Annotated in this window: 12 protein-coding genes; 4 read left to right on the forward strand and 8 right to left on the reverse strand. The window is 58.6% G+C overall.

From position 1 onward, the window contains the following. Positions 1–17 precede the first annotated feature (17 nt). The 3 genes from EAH74_RS30640 to EAH74_RS30650 are packed head-to-tail and all read right to left on the reverse strand — an operon-like array spanning position 18 to position 3,325. On the reverse strand, positions 18–983 hold the full coding sequence (locus EAH74_RS30640; RefSeq protein WP_140683936.1) for a biotin/lipoyl-binding protein: 966 nt from the start codon (positions 981–983) through the stop codon (positions 18–20). Between the two features lie 4 nt (positions 984–987). Continuing rightward, a complete protein-coding gene (locus tag EAH74_RS30645; RefSeq protein WP_008156381.1) occupies positions 988–1,188 on the reverse strand; it encodes a DUF1656 domain-containing protein in 201 nt (66 codons plus the stop codon). Further along, entirely contained in the window at positions 1,178–3,325 is a 2,148-nt protein-coding gene (locus EAH74_RS30650) for an FUSC family protein (RefSeq protein WP_140683937.1), read from the reverse strand. Before EAH74_RS30650 ends, EAH74_RS30645 begins: the two co-directional genes overlap by 11 nt. A gap of 204 nt (positions 3,326–3,529) precedes the next feature. Here EAH74_RS30650 and EAH74_RS30655 point away from each other — a divergent pair, with 204 nt between their 5' ends. The 3 genes from EAH74_RS30655 to EAH74_RS30665 all read left to right on the forward strand — a co-directional run bounded on the left by EAH74_RS30655 (position 3,530) and on the right by EAH74_RS30665 (position 7,870). Continuing rightward, positions 3,530–4,585, forward strand: a complete 1,056-nt coding sequence (locus EAH74_RS30655; RefSeq protein ID WP_140683938.1) for a tetratricopeptide repeat protein — start codon at positions 3,530–3,532, stop codon at positions 4,583–4,585. 115 nt (positions 4,586–4,700) lie between these two features. Then, positions 4,701–6,203, forward strand: coding sequence for an ATPase domain-containing protein (locus tag EAH74_RS30660; protein WP_140683940.1), 1,503 nt, complete (start codon positions 4,701–4,703; stop codon positions 6,201–6,203). A 14-nt stretch (positions 6,204–6,217) separates the two neighbouring features. After that, positions 6,218–7,870 (forward strand): ATP-binding protein, encoded by a 1,653-nt coding sequence (locus tag EAH74_RS30665; RefSeq protein ID WP_430539813.1) that lies wholly within the window; start codon positions 6,218–6,220, stop codon positions 7,868–7,870. Between the two features lie 31 nt (positions 7,871–7,901). Here EAH74_RS30665 and EAH74_RS30670 read toward each other — a convergent pair whose 3' ends face one another. From EAH74_RS30670 to EAH74_RS30690, 5 genes are all read right to left on the reverse strand, one after another. Continuing rightward, the gene (locus EAH74_RS30670) at positions 7,902–8,279 is read right to left on the reverse strand and encodes a response regulator (protein ID WP_008146959.1); all 378 of its coding nucleotides are present in this window, start codon (positions 8,277–8,279) and stop codon (positions 7,902–7,904) included. Between the two features lie 77 nt (positions 8,280–8,356). Next, positions 8,357–9,538: a hybrid sensor histidine kinase/response regulator gene (locus EAH74_RS30675; RefSeq protein ID WP_140683943.1), complete on the reverse strand. Its 1,182-nt coding sequence runs from the start codon at positions 9,536–9,538 to the stop codon at positions 8,357–8,359. Beyond that, positions 9,532–10,125 carry a chemotaxis protein CheB gene (locus EAH74_RS30680; RefSeq protein ID WP_140683944.1) on the reverse strand — a complete coding sequence of 198 codons (594 nt, stop codon included), beginning with the start codon at positions 10,123–10,125 and terminating at the stop codon, positions 9,532–9,534. The genes EAH74_RS30675 and EAH74_RS30680 overlap by 7 nt, the downstream gene beginning before the upstream one ends. After that, entirely contained in the window at positions 10,122–10,955 is an 834-nt protein-coding gene (locus EAH74_RS30685) for a CheR family methyltransferase (protein WP_140683946.1), read from the reverse strand. Before EAH74_RS30685 ends, EAH74_RS30680 begins: the two co-directional genes overlap by 4 nt. After that, positions 10,955–14,446, reverse strand: coding sequence for a response regulator (locus EAH74_RS30690; protein WP_140683948.1), 3,492 nt, complete (start codon positions 14,444–14,446; stop codon positions 10,955–10,957). Before EAH74_RS30690 ends, EAH74_RS30685 begins: the two co-directional genes overlap by 1 nt. Positions 14,447–14,707: 261 nt before the next feature. Here EAH74_RS30690 and EAH74_RS30695 point away from each other — a divergent pair, with 261 nt between their 5' ends. Further along, complete coding sequence (locus EAH74_RS30695; protein WP_140683950.1) at positions 14,708–15,067, forward strand: response regulator; 360 nt, start codon at positions 14,708–14,710, stop codon at positions 15,065–15,067. Positions 15,068–15,096 lie beyond the last annotated feature (29 nt).

Raw genomic sequence — 15,096 nt, forward strand, 5'->3', positions numbered from 1 at the left:
AGCTCGCTCCCACAGGGTTAGTGGGTTGTGCTGCTATCGCGGGTTTCCATTATGGTTACGGTGGCGGTTGTCCCGGCACGCAGTCGGTTTTTGGCCGCGTAATCGGCATCGATCTGTATCCGCACCGGCACCCGCTGCGCCAGTTTGACCCAGGTGTAACTGGGGTTGATGTTGGCCAGCAGGCGACCGCCGGGCAGGTTCTCCCGGTCGGAAATGGCGAAGGCAATGCTTTGCACCGTGCCGCCGAAGGTTTCGCCGCTCATCAGTTCAATCCTGACCCGGTCGCCCTCCTCGATTCGCGGCAGCTTGGTTTCTTCAAAGTAACCGCTGACATAAAACGAGTCGCTGTCCACCAGCGCCAACAGCGCGCCACCGGCCGCGGCATAGTCACCCTGACGGGTCAGAAGGTTGGTGACGTAACCACTGACGGGCGCTTCGACCCGCGTGCGTTGCAAGTCCAGTTCGGCCTGGGTCAATGCGGCGATGGCCAATTGCACGTTGGCCTGGGCCAAACCGAGGTTGGCCTGGTTGCGCAGCAACTCGGCCTGCGCCACCGCCACTTCCGTACTGGACTTTTCCCATTCTTCGCCAGAAATGGCGAGCCGCTGCTTCAGCGTGCGCCGTCGGCGTTCTTCACTCTGACGCTGACGGAGCAGCGCTTCACTGGCGACAATCGTTGCCTCGGACTGACCAAGGGTGGCTTTCGCCACTTCCACCGAGCGCTTGGCATGCTCAACTGCCAGGACATAGCGCGCCGGGTCGATCTCCAGCAGCAACTGGCCTTTCTCCACATGCTGGTTGTCCTGCACGCCCAGACCAACGATGCGCCCCGAGACATCGGCGGACAAAGTCACCACATCGGCACGCACCCGTGCATCGCGGGTCCAGGGAGCGCGAGTGTAATGTTCCCAGGCAAACCAGCCGAGAACAAAGGCCAGCAACACCACCGCCACCGTCGCAAGTCGGGCAAGGATCTTCTTCAAAGCATCAAGCTCCCATCACCAGAATCAGCGTTGCGCAAACGCAGGCGTACAACGCGCCTTCGAACAAGGCTTCATGCCAGACGAACCGCAGCACGCCAATGCGGCGCAAGATCCAGTCCAGCAACAGGTAGATCGGCAGGGCCAGCAATAAGGCCTGGGCAATCGGCGGCAAGTAGACGCCACCCAATTCAAAATCAATGGGCAAGGGCCTGCACTCCTTCCGTTTCTGCGGGTTGAAAGTGTTTGCGATGTCGCTCCAGAAACGACACCACGATCAACAGCGCCACGCGCATCCTGAAGACCGACCACAGGTGTTCATGAACGTCTAAATGGAGGTCGTCCATTTCATCGCCCAAGACACGCAAGTCTCCTAGTAGCTGCTCAAGGTCAATTCCGGGCCGCCCGGCGATCAATCGTCCTGTCTGACGGACAGCAGCGAGCAAACGGTTTTGCTGTTCAGTACTGAGCAGCGTGTTGTTTTGCCCCTGTTGCCTGAGCTGGTTCAACGCCACACCCAGTGCCATGCACCCGAGACTGACTTCGAACAACTCGCTGGATTGCTTGTCGTTGGTGGCCGGCAACAGTCCCAACATCATGGTCAGGCGATCGACCATGCGGCTTTCAAACGCAAATTGCTGCTCATCGGTGGCCGGTGTCTTCAGCAAAGCGTAGACCTGCTCACAGTTCTCATTGAACAGTCGGCGCATCCGCAAAACGGGCCTGAACGGGAAGATCAATGCGTAGACACTGAGCGCCAGCGCGGCTGCGCAGATATAGGAACCGGCAAACTCGAACCACTGAATGGCACTGTTTTGGCCGATTTCCGTGTTTTGCGGGCCCAACAACAGCATTGTCGTTAGTCCAAGACCAATGCCTGTGCCCGTGGTTGGCGGACTGGACAACCCCACCGCGACGGCATATAGCAATGGGGTTAACAACAAGGCAAGTAACTCGAAGTCACTGATCATCGGAATCAGCAGGAACAGATACAGCGCCGATACCACCAAAGCCAGACCCAGCCCCCTGGCAAAGCTTTGGCTGGCCAGCAACGGTCGGGGAAAAGTCGCCATCAGCGAACAGAGAATCCCCGCCACGATCATCCCGCCACGCGCCCCGTCCCAACCGGTCTCGATCCAGATCAGGCCGGCCACCAGCAACGCGGTAAATGCGCGGATCGCGTTCATTGCCGCCAACGTGAAATCCAGATGGAGCGGATTGTCCTGGCCGCGGAACACGCAACTGGCTTCACGGCCTTCCTGGATCGCATCGCTCAGTTCCAGAATCTGCCCCAGTTGCTCCAGCATCCGAGCCTGCTCCCAGCGCAGTGCCCAGGCCAGTGAACGCAACGTGGCTGGCATCGTCTCGGTGAGTTGTTCGGCCTTATAGGCTTGATCATCGAAACGCTGTTGCAGCGCCACAAAATGGTGCCGCGCTTCGGTCGACAGTGAGCGCCCTTGCAGGGCCAATTCATCGAGAAACGCCAGTTCTTCGCCACGCAAACGTTGTATCTCTTCGGGTAACGCTCCTTTCCAGCGCTCGGCCAGCAGTTGCCGCTGGTGGCGTAGCGCCGTCAGCCGCGAGGTCAGCAGCACAAGCTGATTGCCCAGTAATTGCACCAAACCATTGGCGCTGCGCAACCGGGGTGCATCGAAATACAAATGCCGCCTTACGCCTTCCAGGGCGCTGATCGCGCCGAGCAGTTGCATCTGCCGCCGATGGAAATCGGCCTCGCTTTCCTCGGTTCGAATGACGGCAGCAGCGTGGGTCGCGAGCAGCTTGATGACCTGATCGATCTTGGTGAAGTAATCCCGGGCCACAGCTTCCGGTCGCGCGGTGAGCAGGCTGACCACGCACACGCAAGCCACCGCCAATAGCGTCTCGGTCACGCGGGTGACGGCGAGAAGGAACGTGCCGTCCTGATCGGGCACCGCCAGCAGTGCCACGACCACCGCCGTGTACCCGCTCAAAACAAACGCCTGGGAACTGGTGTAGCGCAACAAGGTGCCGCCGGCGGTACACAGCGCCAGCCACAAGGCCAGGGTGAGGATGAAAGGCATGGGTGCCTGGGGAAAGATCGCCATGATCAACACTGCCACGACCGCCCCGAGCGTGGTGCCGATGACCTGGCCGAAACTTCGGGCCAGGGCCATGCCGCCCAATGGCTGGCTGACGATGACCACCGCCATGATCGACCACTTGGGCTGCTCAAGGTCGAACAGGAACGCCAGATACAACGTCAGCAGCCCGGCCGCGATGGTCCGCAGGGCGAACAACGCCACTCCGGGCCCGGGGTTGAGTATCGCTTTGAAGTACTGAAGCAGCGGTTGCATGGGAGTGCTCATCGAGTCATCTCCAGCAAGCGTAGTCACTGCTACGGCGCCTCGATGGGTTTCAATGTCGACGCAACCTGTAGGCAAAATCATTGAAAGGCCAGCCTGCCTCGAATTGACTGACTAACGAATTGAACTGACTCTGGGTTTGACTCACAGCCTTGCCTGACCGAAGCTGGCAACTTTGCAACAGCTTGCCAGCTCCCGGATTCCTGCATGCCCCAGTCCCGCCGCTTCCTGCTCATCAGCCTCTGCGTCCTGTTTGCCATCGGCGTTGCCTGGCTTTTCCTGCGCAGTACAACCCCCGCCGTGCCGGAGGCGATCAAGCGTGGCTACAGCGAGGCGCTGAACCAGGCTCGCGCAGGCCAACCGGGCGCAGCGCGGGTCCTCTACCAGCAACTGGGTCGCTCTGATATATCAGCCAAACGCCGCGTCTGGTTGCATGCCGAACTGCCCAACTACCCCAGCTCCGTGGCCCTGAAACTGGCGGATGCGGACTTGCAGCATGAATCGCCGGACGTGCGCATCGCGGCGATCAAAAGCATCAGCGGTCTGGTGCCCAGCGGTCAGCGCAGCCTGCTGCTGGGTCCGTTGCTCGATGACAGCGAACAGCGCGTCCGCTATACCGCCGTGAACGCCTTGCTGGGGCTATCGCCGGACGATCTCGGTTTGTACTTCGGGCCTCTGGAGCAAGCCATCGATGCCTGGGAACAGGACCTGAAGAGTCAACCGGAAAGCGCCGACAACCAATATCAACTGGCTCGGCTGCATCTTCACAACGCAGAATGGAAAGAGGCGCAGCAGGCGCTGGAGAACACTTTGCGTCTTGCGCCCGGCAACCTGCCCGCTCTGGTGATGCAAATCGACGTGCTGGATCGCCTGGGCCAAAACGATGCTGCCCGGCAACTGTTGGCCAAGCAGCTGAAGGCTCAGCCCGACTCGGCCTACCTGCAACATGCCCTGGGACTCTGGCTGCTGCATCACGGGCAAAGTGAGTTCGCCCTGCTCGGCCTTTCCAAAGCCGTGGAGCTGGAGCCGGACAACAAGGATTACCGCTACGACCTGGCCACCACACTTCACGATGAACAGGAGCTGGAAGCGGCGCAGAAACAGTTGCAGGAGATCGTCCAGCGCCACCCGGCTGACCGAAGAGCCCGGGTATTGTTGATCAACTACTGGAAAGAAAGCGGCCAGTTGCAGAACGTACAGATTCTGTTGGCGCAACTTGAACAACTCAATCCCGACGACCCTGCCTTACAGCAAGGGCTTTAACAACAGCAAAAATTTCGTTGAACTCGTCGTCTCGGCCAAGGGTCAAGAGAACAGGCAGTCCATTCAGGCACTTACGGCCTGCTGCCTCGTTCCCCTAGTCAAGAGAGGGCATTTTTTGTCTACATCTAACGAGTTGATCAGTGCAAAAGCCGCCACCGGCATCGAAGGTCTGGATGACATCCTGGCCGGTGGATTGTCCCGCGGGCATGTGTTTTTACTGGAGGGTGAACCCGGTACTGGCAAAACCACCGTCGCTTTGCATTTCCTGTTGGCCGGCGCCCGAGCCGGCGAGCGCTCGTTGTATATCACCCTGTCCGAGACCGAACGCGAATTGCGCCAAGGGGCCTTGTCCCATGGTTGGGAGCTGGACGAGAACATCCACATCTTCGAGCTGACGCCCCCGGAAAGCCTGCTCAATGCCGAGCATCAGCAGAGCTTGTTGTATTCCTCGGACCTTGAACTGGGCGAAGCCACCAAGCAGATTTTCGAAGTGGTCGAACGGGTAAAGCCGACCCGCGTGGTGCTCGACAGTCTTTCCGAGATCCGTCTGCTGGCCCAAAGCTCATTGCGCTACCGTCGCCAGATCCTCGCGATCAAACATTACTTCGTGCGCTATGACGCCACGGTGGTGTTGCTGGACGACCTGACCACCGAATCCCTCGACAAAACCGTGCACAGTGTGGCCCACGGCGTCATTCGTCTTGAGGAACTGACCCCCAACTATGGCGCCGAGCGTCGGCGGATCCGTGTGGTGAAATACCGTGGCCAGAAGTACCGAGGCGGGTTTCACGACTTCACCATCATGGGCGATGGCGTTCATGTGTTTCCGCGCCTGGTGGCCGCCGAGCATCGCGGTCGCTATATCCGTCAGCAGTTGACCAGCGGCATCAAGGAAATGGACGCCCTGCTCGGTGGCGGGATCGAGACCGGTTCCAGCACGTTGATCCTCGGCCCGGCCGGTACCGGCAAATCGCTGATCTCGATGATCTTCGCCGCTGCCGCCGTGGCCCGTGGCGAAAAAGCCGCGCTGTTCATTTTCGATGAAGAGCTCGGGTTGCTGTTCGAGCGCATGAAGAACATCGGCATCGACCTCAAGGCGCTGCAAGACACCGGCAACCTGCTGATCGAGCAAGTGGACGCGGCCGAGTTGTCTCCCGGAGAGTTTTCCTACCGGGTTCGTCGCTGTGTCGATGAGGGCAATATCAAGACCGTGGTGATCGACAGCATCAACGGCTATCAGGCGGCGATGCCCGAGGAGAACGCGCTGGTACTGCACATGCACGAGTTGCTGCTGTACCTCAATCGCCAGGGGGCCGCGACCTTCATGACCGTCGCCCAGCATGGACTGGTCGGTGACATGCAGGCCCCCGTGGACATCACCTATCTGGCCGATACAGTCATTCTGCTGCGCTACTTCGAGGCAGTGGGCAAGGTGCGCCGGGCAATCTCGATCATCAAGAAACGCACGGGCAGCCATGAGTCAACCATTCGTGAGTACCGCATCAGCGCTCAGGGCATGACCATTGGTGAACCGCTGGATGCATTTCAAGGTGTGTTGCGCGGCGTCCCGACCTATCTGGGTGCCAGCAACCCCTTGCTTGAGGAACAAAGCCCGTGATTGCCCAGGAAGCGATGTCCGAGCGCGCGATCATTCTCGCGCCGCTGGGTCGCGACAGCCAGATTGCGTTGATGATGCTCAATGAAGCGGGTTACGACGGGGTGATTACGCGGGACCTGGTGGCGTTGTGCAGCGAACTGCAGCAAGGGGCAGGATTGCTGCTGATCTCTTCCGAGGCTTTGTTGGGCGGTGATCTTGAACCGCTGCTCGATCTGATCGAGCAACAACCGGCCTGGTCGGACCTTCCGATTGTATTGATGACCTACCATGGCGGCCCGGAACAAAACCCGGCGTCGCGCTACGGTCCACAGCTGGGGAACGTGACCTTCCTTGAGCGTCCTTTTCACCCTGTCACGTTGATCAGCCTGGTGACCACCGCGTTGCGCGGACGTCGACGACAGTACGAAGCCAGGGACCGGCTGATCGATCTGAGTCAAAGCGAACTGCGGTTGCAAAACACCCTCGAAACCCTCGAACAGCAGGTCGAGGAACGCACCGCACAGCTGCGACACAATGAAGAAGCCCTGCGCCAATCGCAGAAGATGGAAGCGGTCGGCCAGCTCACCGGCGGTATTGCCCACGACTTCAACAACATGCTGACCGGCATCATCGGCAGCCTGGAGCTGCTGCGCCGACGCCTGGCCCGTGGGCGCACCGACGATCTGGACAGCCTTATCGACCTGGGCGTGACCTCAGCCAACCGCGCGGCAGGCCTGACCCACCGTCTGCTGGCGTTCTCCCGGCGTCAGTCGCTGGACTCCAAACCCGTGGAGATGAACACCCTGGTGGTCTCCATGGGCGAATTGCTTCAGCGCAGCATCAACGAAACCATTCAGCTGGACATGCAGCTGAACGAGCAACTCTGGGTGGCCGAGGCCGATCCCAATCAACTGGAAAGCGCCCTGCTCAATCTGGTGATCAATGCTCGGGATGCGATGCCCGATGGCGGCAGACTGGTGGTGAAAACCAGCAATCAGCATCTGGACATTGGCTTGACCGAAGCCCAAAGCAACCTTCAACCGGGTGATTACGTGGTGCTGAGCGTCACCGACACCGGGTGTGGGATGCCGCAAAGCATCATCAACCGGGCCTTTGATCCGTTCTTTACCACCAAACCCATCGGCCAGGGCACAGGCCTTGGGCTGTCAATGATTTATGGTTTCAGCAAACAATCACACGGCCACGTCGCCATTCACAGTGAAGTGGGCAAAGGCACCACGGTGAGTCTGTTTCTCCCGAGATTCGCCGGTGACATGCCTCAGGACAGTCCGGTGGACGTCCAGCACGCTCCGTTCGCGCAAAATGGCGAAACGGTACTGATCGTCGAGGACGATCCGGCGGTACGGGTGTTGGTCAGTACGGTGTTGAGTGATCTGGGTTATGCCTTCGTCGAGGCTGGCGATGCGGACAGCGCAGTGCCGATTCTCGATTCCGGGCAGCGTATCGATCTGTTGATCAGCGACGTGGGATTGCCTGGCATGAATGGCCGGCAACTGGCGGAAATCGGCCGGCAATACCGGCCTGATCTGAAGGTGTTGTTCATCACCGGCTACGCCGAACACGCGGCGGTGCGCGGTGGCTTCCTTGATCCTGGCATGCAGATGATCACCAAACCGTTCACCTTCGACCTGTTGACGGCGAAGGTGCGGGAGATGATCAGGATCTGAAGATCACTTGTGTACGATAGTCCGCGGGATATCAGGAAAGCATTTCCTGCATAAGCTCTTGCAGTACATCCAGATCAAACGGCTTGGCCAGAATCGGTGCTTTACGGGTGATCGGGCTGTCCGTCTCGCGGATCTCCTGCGGATAACCGCTGATAAAGATCACCTTGAGTTCCGGTCGCAGCTTCACGGCAGGTTCGGCGATCTGGACACCAGAGATTCCGCCCGGCAGGCGGAAGTCGGTGATCATCATGTCCAGGTGCGGCTTGCTCGACAGAATTTCGAAGGCCTGCTCGCCGTTTTCGGCCTGCAGCACCCGGTAACCCTCACCCGACAGATAGGCCGACAGCACCATCAAAATCGAAGGGTCATCTTCGACGATCAATACGACGTCTTGTGCATCTTCACTCATGGGAAGCCTTTGTTCGGTCAATAGCTGCTGATACGACCGTGGGGTCGATCAGAGGTTGCGTTTATCTGGCTGTTTTCCTACAGCGGCAGACAAACGCGAAACAAGGCGCCTTCGCCAATCCGGCTTTCGACGGTAATGGAACCGCCATGGGCGGCCACAATCTGCTCGGAAATAAACAATCCCAGGCCCAACCCCGCGACAGCGTGTTTGGCCGTGACGCGTTCGAACTGCTGAAAAATACGCATCTGGTTCTCCTCGCTGATACCAATCCCTAGATCGCGCACTTCCACCCGAGCCTGACCGCTCTCACTGTACACCTTAACGGTGATCGGACTCTTGGCGCCGTAGCGCAAAGCATTGGTCAGCAGATTGGAAATCACCTGTTCAACACGAAACTCGTCCCAGCTGCCCACCACCGGTTGCTCGGCCTCCAGGGTGACCGAGGACTCGGCAGCATCGATCTGCGGTGCAAAGTTCTGCAACAAACCGCGAACCAGCGCCGACAGATCGAAGCGCGTTGTTCGGATCGACAACTTGCCGATGCGAATGCGCGACACATCGAGCATGTCCTCAATCAAGCGGATCAGGCTTTTGATCTGCCGCTCGTCGCGATCGACCATCGCGTGCATTTTGTCCAGGGTGAACGCCGCAGCGTTGTCCCGGGCCAGGTGCATCTTGCGCAACTGGGTTTCGAGGATCAGGCCATTGAGCGGCGTGCGGAGTTCATGGGCAACGATGGACATGAAGTCATCGCGCATGCGCACCGCTTGCTCCAGTTCCAGCTGGGTACTCTGTAACTGCTTGAGTAGCGCTTCCTGCTCACGGCGACTCTGCTCCAGCTCTTCGACCTGCTGTTTCATCGCCTTGCGTTGGCGATACAGTTCGACGAACACGTTGACCTTGCTCTTGACCGCGTGGATATCCAGCGGCTTGTAGAGGAAATCCACAGCGCCGCTTTCGTAGCCCTTGAACGCGTAGTTCAGCTCACGACCGGCCGCACTGACGAACACGATCGGAATGTTCTTGGTCTTTTCCGTGCCGCGCATCAGCTCGGCCAGTTCGAAGCCGTTCATGCCGGGCATCTGCACGTCGAGAATGGCCATGGCGAACTCGTGTTGCAGCAACAGCGACAAGGCTTCGTCGGCGGACAAGGCTTTGTAGACGATACGGTCTTCGCGCCTGATCAACGCTTCGAGCGCCAACAAGTTCTCCGGTAGATCGTCGACGATCAGCAATTTGGCCAGGATAGTACTTAGCATGCGATTCGTTCCAGCTCGACAAGCAGACGGCCGATGCCGCGAATAGGGAGAATATGGTCCGGCTGGTGTATATCAAGCGCCGCCTGAGGCATGGTCGCGACCTGGGCTTCGTCCGGGTCCTGAACGATGGTCATGCCACCACGGCGCTTGACCTGGGCCAGGCCGCGGGCGCCATCACGGTTGGCGCCGGTCAACAACACCGCGGCCAGGGCGCAACCGTAGGCATCGGCGGCCGACTCGAACAGGTAGTCGATGGCCGGTCGCGAATAATTCACGCGGGCTTCCAGGCTCAAGGAAAAACTGCGGTCCTGCTCCACCGACAAGTGATAACCCGGAGTCGCGAAATACAGCGTTCCCGCTTGAACCAGCGTCTTGTCGCGTGCTTCCAGTACAGGCATGGCTACTCGCCGTGCGAACACCTCGGCCAGAAGACTGCGACGTTCGTCCGGCAAATGCAAAACCACGATGATCGGCAGTTTGAAGCCTTCTCGCAATGGGCTGAGGATATTCAGCAACGCCTCCACACCGCCGGCCGAGGCGCCGATCACGATAGCCTCTATAGAAGGCAAATCCGCTGCACTGTTCATGATTTGCGGTAAATCCGTTCTTGTTTGACCAACGGTTCGAACTGGTTACCGTACGCCGAAAAATCCAGGGTTTCCTTGCTGCCCAGCACCAGAAATCCTCGATGACAAAGGGATTCATGGAACAAACCGAAAGCACGATCCTGAAGCTTTTTATTGAAGTAAATCAAAACATTACGACACGAAATTAATTGAGTTTCTGAAAAGACACTGTCAGTCGCCAGACTGTGATCGGCGAAGGTCACGTTCTCACACAGCGTTTTGTCGAAAATGGCGTAACCGTAGGCCGCCGTGTAGTAGTCGGCGAACGAACGCTGGCCACCTGCCTGCTGGTAGTTATGAGTGTAGGCGCGGACATTCTCCATGGAGAAAATCCCTTGCTTGGCCTTGTCCAGCGAGCGCGGATTGATGTCGGTGGCGTAGATGATGGTGCGATCGAGCAAGCCTTCTTCGCGCAGCAGAATGGCCATCGAATAGACCTCTTCACCGGTGCTGCAACCGGCGATCCAGATCTTGATCGAGGGGTAAGTCTTGAGCAGCGGCACCACTTCCTTGCGGATCGCCAGGAAATGCGAAGGGTCGCGGAACATTTCGCTGATCGGGATCGTCAGCAGTTGCAGCAACTGCATGAACGCCGTCGGGTCGTGAAGGACCTTTTCCTGCAACGCTGAAATGGTCGTGCACTCGAACTGGCTCAACGCGTGATTGACCCGGCGCTTGATCGAAGCGCCGGAGTAGTCGCGAAAGTCATAGCTGTATTTGAGGTAGATCGCTTCGATCAACAAGCGAATTTCGATTTCGCTATTTCGCTCCACTGAAAAATTGCGTTCCACTAAATGCGTTCCATTTTCGGTAACCACACGCGAATCAACGAGAACAGGCGATCCAGGTCGATGGGCTTGGCCAGGTAATCATTGGAGCCGGCTTGCAAGCAGCGCTCCTGATCGTCCTTCATGGCCTTGGCCGTCACCGCAATGATCGGCAGCTTGCGCCAGCGCGGGTCCTTGCGGATCTCGATGGTGGCTTCGTAACCGTCCATCTCCGGCATCATCACGTCCATCAACACCAGATCGATGTCCTCGACTTCATTCAGTCTTTCAATCGCTTCACGGCCGTTCCGGCCGATGACCACGACTGCCCCCTTTTGCTCCAGGGCACTGGTGAGGGCGAAGATATTGCGTACATCGTCGTCCACCAGCAGCACTTTGCGACCCTCGAAAACCTTGTCGCGACTGCGCGCGGTCTTGAGCATCCTCTGGCGTTCATGGGACAACCTGGATTCGACTTTGTGCAAAAAGAGTGTCACCTCATCCAGCAAACGCTCTGGCGAGCGCGCGCCCTTGATGATGATCGAGCGCGAATACTTGCGCAGCTCGGCCTCTTCGTCCCGGGTCAGGTTGCGCCCGGTGTAGACGATCACTGGCGGGAACGAGCAGATATCTTCCATGGACATGCGCTTGAGCAGGTCGTTGCCGAGCATGTCCGGCAGCTTCAGGTCGATGATCATGCAGTCGAAAATCGTCGTGCGCAGCAGATCCAGCGCATCCTGCGCCAGGCCAACGGCAGTGATTTCAATGTCATCATCGCCGATCAATCGGGCAATGCTGTCGCGCTGCACATCGTCGTCTTCGACCAGAAGCACGCGTTTGACCTTCTGGGTCAGCTTGGCTTCAAGTCGGGCAAACACGTCCTTCAGCTCTTCGCGGGTGGTCGGTTTGACCGCGTAACCAATCGCGCCCATGTGCATCGCGGCTTCTACCCGGTCTTCGACGGAGATCACATGAACCGGAATGTGCCGGGTTCCAGCGTGCTCTTTCAGACGTTGCAACACGGTCAGCCCGGAATGATCCGGCAGACGCATGTCCAGCAGAATGGCGTCCGGGATGAACTCCCTGGCCAGGTCGTAACCCTCGTCCGCCCCGTGCGCCACCAGGCACTGATAACCCAGCTCATGCGCCAGGTCGTAAAGGATATTGGCGAAGTTCGGCTCGTCTTCCACCACCAGAATGCAGCGAGTGGCGAATGGCACCTTGGTGCGATCGTCGTCGAAACGCGGAATATCGACTTCGGCAATCAACGGCACCAGCGGGGCGGTCGCCACTCTCGGTGTAATGGCGACCGGCGTGGCTCTCATCGGTTCGACAGGCTCTTCGCCTGGTTCAACGTATTGCTGCGGTAAAACCAGGGTGAACACACTGCCCTGCCCCGGCTCGCTGGTGACACTGATGGAACCGCCGAGCAAGGCCGCCAGATCACGGGAAATCGACAAGCCCAGGCCGGTTCCGCCGTAACGGCGATTGGTGGTGCCATCGGCCTGGCGGAAGGCTTCGAAAATGCTTTCCTGCTGATCCGCGGCAATGCCAATCCCCGAATCGCGAATGATAAAGGCGATACCGTCGCCTGGCTGGCTGGCGACCGTCAGGCTGACAGTGCCTTTCTCGGTGAATTTCACCGCATTGGACAGCAGGTTCTTGATCACCTGCTCCAGACGCTGGCGGTCGGTGAAGATCATCATCGGCGCACCGGCCTGCACCTCGACCTGGAAATCCAGTTTCTTGTCGGTCGCCAGGGGTTGGAACATCCCGCGCAAGCCATCCACCAGACGCGCGACGCTGGTGTTCTCCGGTCGCATCTCAAGCTTGCCGGCCTCGACCTTGGAAATGTCGAGAATGTCGTTGATCAAGTTAAGCAAATCATTGCCGGCAGAGTAGATTGACTCGGCAAACTTGACCTGCTCGGCGCTGAGGTTTTCCTGAGGGTTTTCCGCCAGCAACTTGGCCAGGATCAGCGAGCTGTTCAGCGGCGTGCGCAACTCGTGGGACATGTTGGCAAGGAATTCAGACTTGTACTTGCTCGAGCGCTGCAACTCTTCGGCGCGTTCTTCGAGCTGGGTCTGGGCCTGATTGAGCTCGGTGTTCTTCAGGTCCAAGGCGTCGCGCTGCTCGGCCAGGATCTGCGCCTGTTCGGCGAGCTGCTCATTGGTTTGTTCAAGCTCGACCTGCTGGGTCTCCAGATGCGCCTGAGATTCCTTGAGAATCCGCGACTGCTCTTCCAGCTCTTCGTTGGCGGTCTTGAGTTCTTCCTGCTGGACTTGCAGCTCTTCATTGAGCTGCTGGGTTTCGGCCAGCACTTCCTGCAGGCGGTGGCGATAGCGAGCAGCCTCGATGGACGTGCCAATGTTTCCGGCAATCAGTTCAAGCAATTCGACATCGCGGTCCGTCAGCGGGCGCAGGAAGCCCAGTTCGATCACACCGTTGACCCGATCATCGTCACTGGTCGGCACGACCAGCACGCTATGCGGCAGGCCTTCGCCCAGGCCAGAGCTGACTTTGAAGTAATCGCTCGGTACGTCATCGAGACGAATCAAGCGAGCCTGGTTCGCCACCTGGCCGACGATACCTTCATCGCTGTAAATCTGTTGTTCGCGCGCTTCCTGCTCGCGGGAGAAACCATAAGTGGCAATGCGCTTGAGTCCACCGTGCTCTTCACGGACATAAATGGCTGCTACGGCGGTGCCCAGGTACTGCGCACAGAACTGCAGAATGTTGCGCCCCAGCAGGTTAAGCGACAGTTGCCCCAGCACTTGCTCGGCCAGTTCGGTCTGGCCATTGCGCAGCCAGGCCTGCTGTTCCAGACGCTGGGCGCTGGCCTGTTGCTTGGCGAGGTTGGCGCTGTAACTTTGTGAAAGGTTGAGCAAGTCCCGACGGCCAATGTAGGCCAGCAAGGCGCTGATCCCGGCGATGAACAACAGATAAAGGCTGATGCTCCAGATCGTGGTGCGGCGCACTTCCTCGTTGCGCGTGGTGCGCAACTGTTGCTCCATGTCGATCACGTCTTCGAATTGCTTGCGGATCTCATCGGTCAGCCGCTTGCCGCGCCCGGCCTTGACCGCGCTGCGGTAATCGCCGCTGGCGCGCTGCAAATCGATCATTGTCTGCGCGTAAGTGGTCCACTCATTCTGCAAGGCCTGGAGCCGGTGCAGGCGGTCGGTCTGCACCGGGTTGTCCGCGGTCAGTTCGAGCAAGGTATTGAGGGCGACAGCGATTCGCGGCTTGGCCGTTTCGTAGGGTTCAAGGAAGTGCTCGTCGCCAGTGAGCAGGAAGCCGCGCATACCGGTTTCCAGATCGATAGTCAGCTTGATCGATTCATTGGCGTTATTGATCACCCGGTCGGTGTGCTCGACCCACTGGATCACCGACAGCAGGTAAGTGATCAGCAAGACAAAGAACACTGCACTGAGTATGCCGACACCCAACGGCAGGCTAACGTTGCGGCTCAGGAGTTTACGAAATCGTTGCTCATCAACCGAAGACGCGGAGGTCATGGGGGAAACCTTGTCGAACTGTTGAAAACCAAGGAGTTTGCCCCAAAAGCGCCGGTTTGATCCATTTTTCTGAAACCTTTTCGCGCAAAATCCTACATTCCACTGCTCCACCGCAAAGGAGCGGTTATCCTTGCCAGCACTTGTGCGGCTATTCTTTTTTCTACCGCGTGGGAACTTGTCGCGTTCCGTCACTTACTCAAGCAAGAGCCCGGCGATTTCGATCGACCGACAACCGCGAACTCAACCTCTGAGAACCCCACTATGTCCGCCACCGCGTCCATCATCCTTGTCGTCGAAGACGACGCCATCGTGCGCATGCTGATTGTCGATGTGCTGGAGGAACTCGAGTTCAAGGTGCTCGAGGCTGATGGCAGCGAACAGGCGCTGGAGTTTCTCAACGATGAAGATCAGTACATCGACTTGATGATGACCGATGTGGGGCTGCCGGTGATGGACGGCCGTGAACTGGCCACCCAGGCCCGGATGCTGCGCCCCGAGCTGCCCATCCTGTTTGCTAGCGGTTATGCCGAAAGTATTGATGTGCCCGAAGGTATGCACGTGATTGGTAAACCGTTTTCCATTGATCAGTTGCGCGACAAGGTCAAAGGCATGCTGGTCTGAGGCAGCTTGCTGGGGCTCCTGGCCCCTCC

The organism is Pseudomonas mandelii (genome assembly GCF_006438925.1).
Lineage (GTDB): Bacteria > Pseudomonadota > Gammaproteobacteria > Pseudomonadales > Pseudomonadaceae > Aquipseudomonas > Aquipseudomonas mandelii_C.

Coding starts and splice junctions, on each gene's coding strand:
- EAH74_RS30650 (WP_140683937.1), bottom strand. CDS start 3,325: ATGAGCACTCCCATGCAACCGCTGCTTCAGTACTTCAAAGCGATACTC.
- EAH74_RS30675 (WP_140683943.1), bottom strand. CDS start 9,538: ATGCTAAGTACTATCCTGGCCAAATTGCTGATCGTCGACGATCTACCG.
- EAH74_RS30680 (WP_140683944.1), bottom strand. CDS start 10,125: ATGAACAGTGCAGCGGATTTGCCTTCTATAGAGGCTATCGTGATCGGC.
- EAH74_RS30695 (WP_140683950.1), top strand. CDS start 14,708: ATGTCCGCCACCGCGTCCATCATCCTTGTCGTCGAAGACGACGCCATC.
- EAH74_RS30665 (WP_430539813.1), top strand. CDS start 6,218: ATGTCCGAGCGCGCGATCATTCTCGCGCCGCTGGGTCGCGACAGCCAG.
- EAH74_RS30670 (WP_008146959.1), bottom strand. CDS start 8,279: ATGAGTGAAGATGCACAAGACGTCGTATTGATCGTCGAAGATGACCCT.
- EAH74_RS30690 (WP_140683948.1), bottom strand. CDS start 14,446: ATGACCTCCGCGTCTTCGGTTGATGAGCAACGATTTCGTAAACTCCTG.
- EAH74_RS30655 (WP_140683938.1), top strand. CDS start 3,530: ATGCCCCAGTCCCGCCGCTTCCTGCTCATCAGCCTCTGCGTCCTGTTT.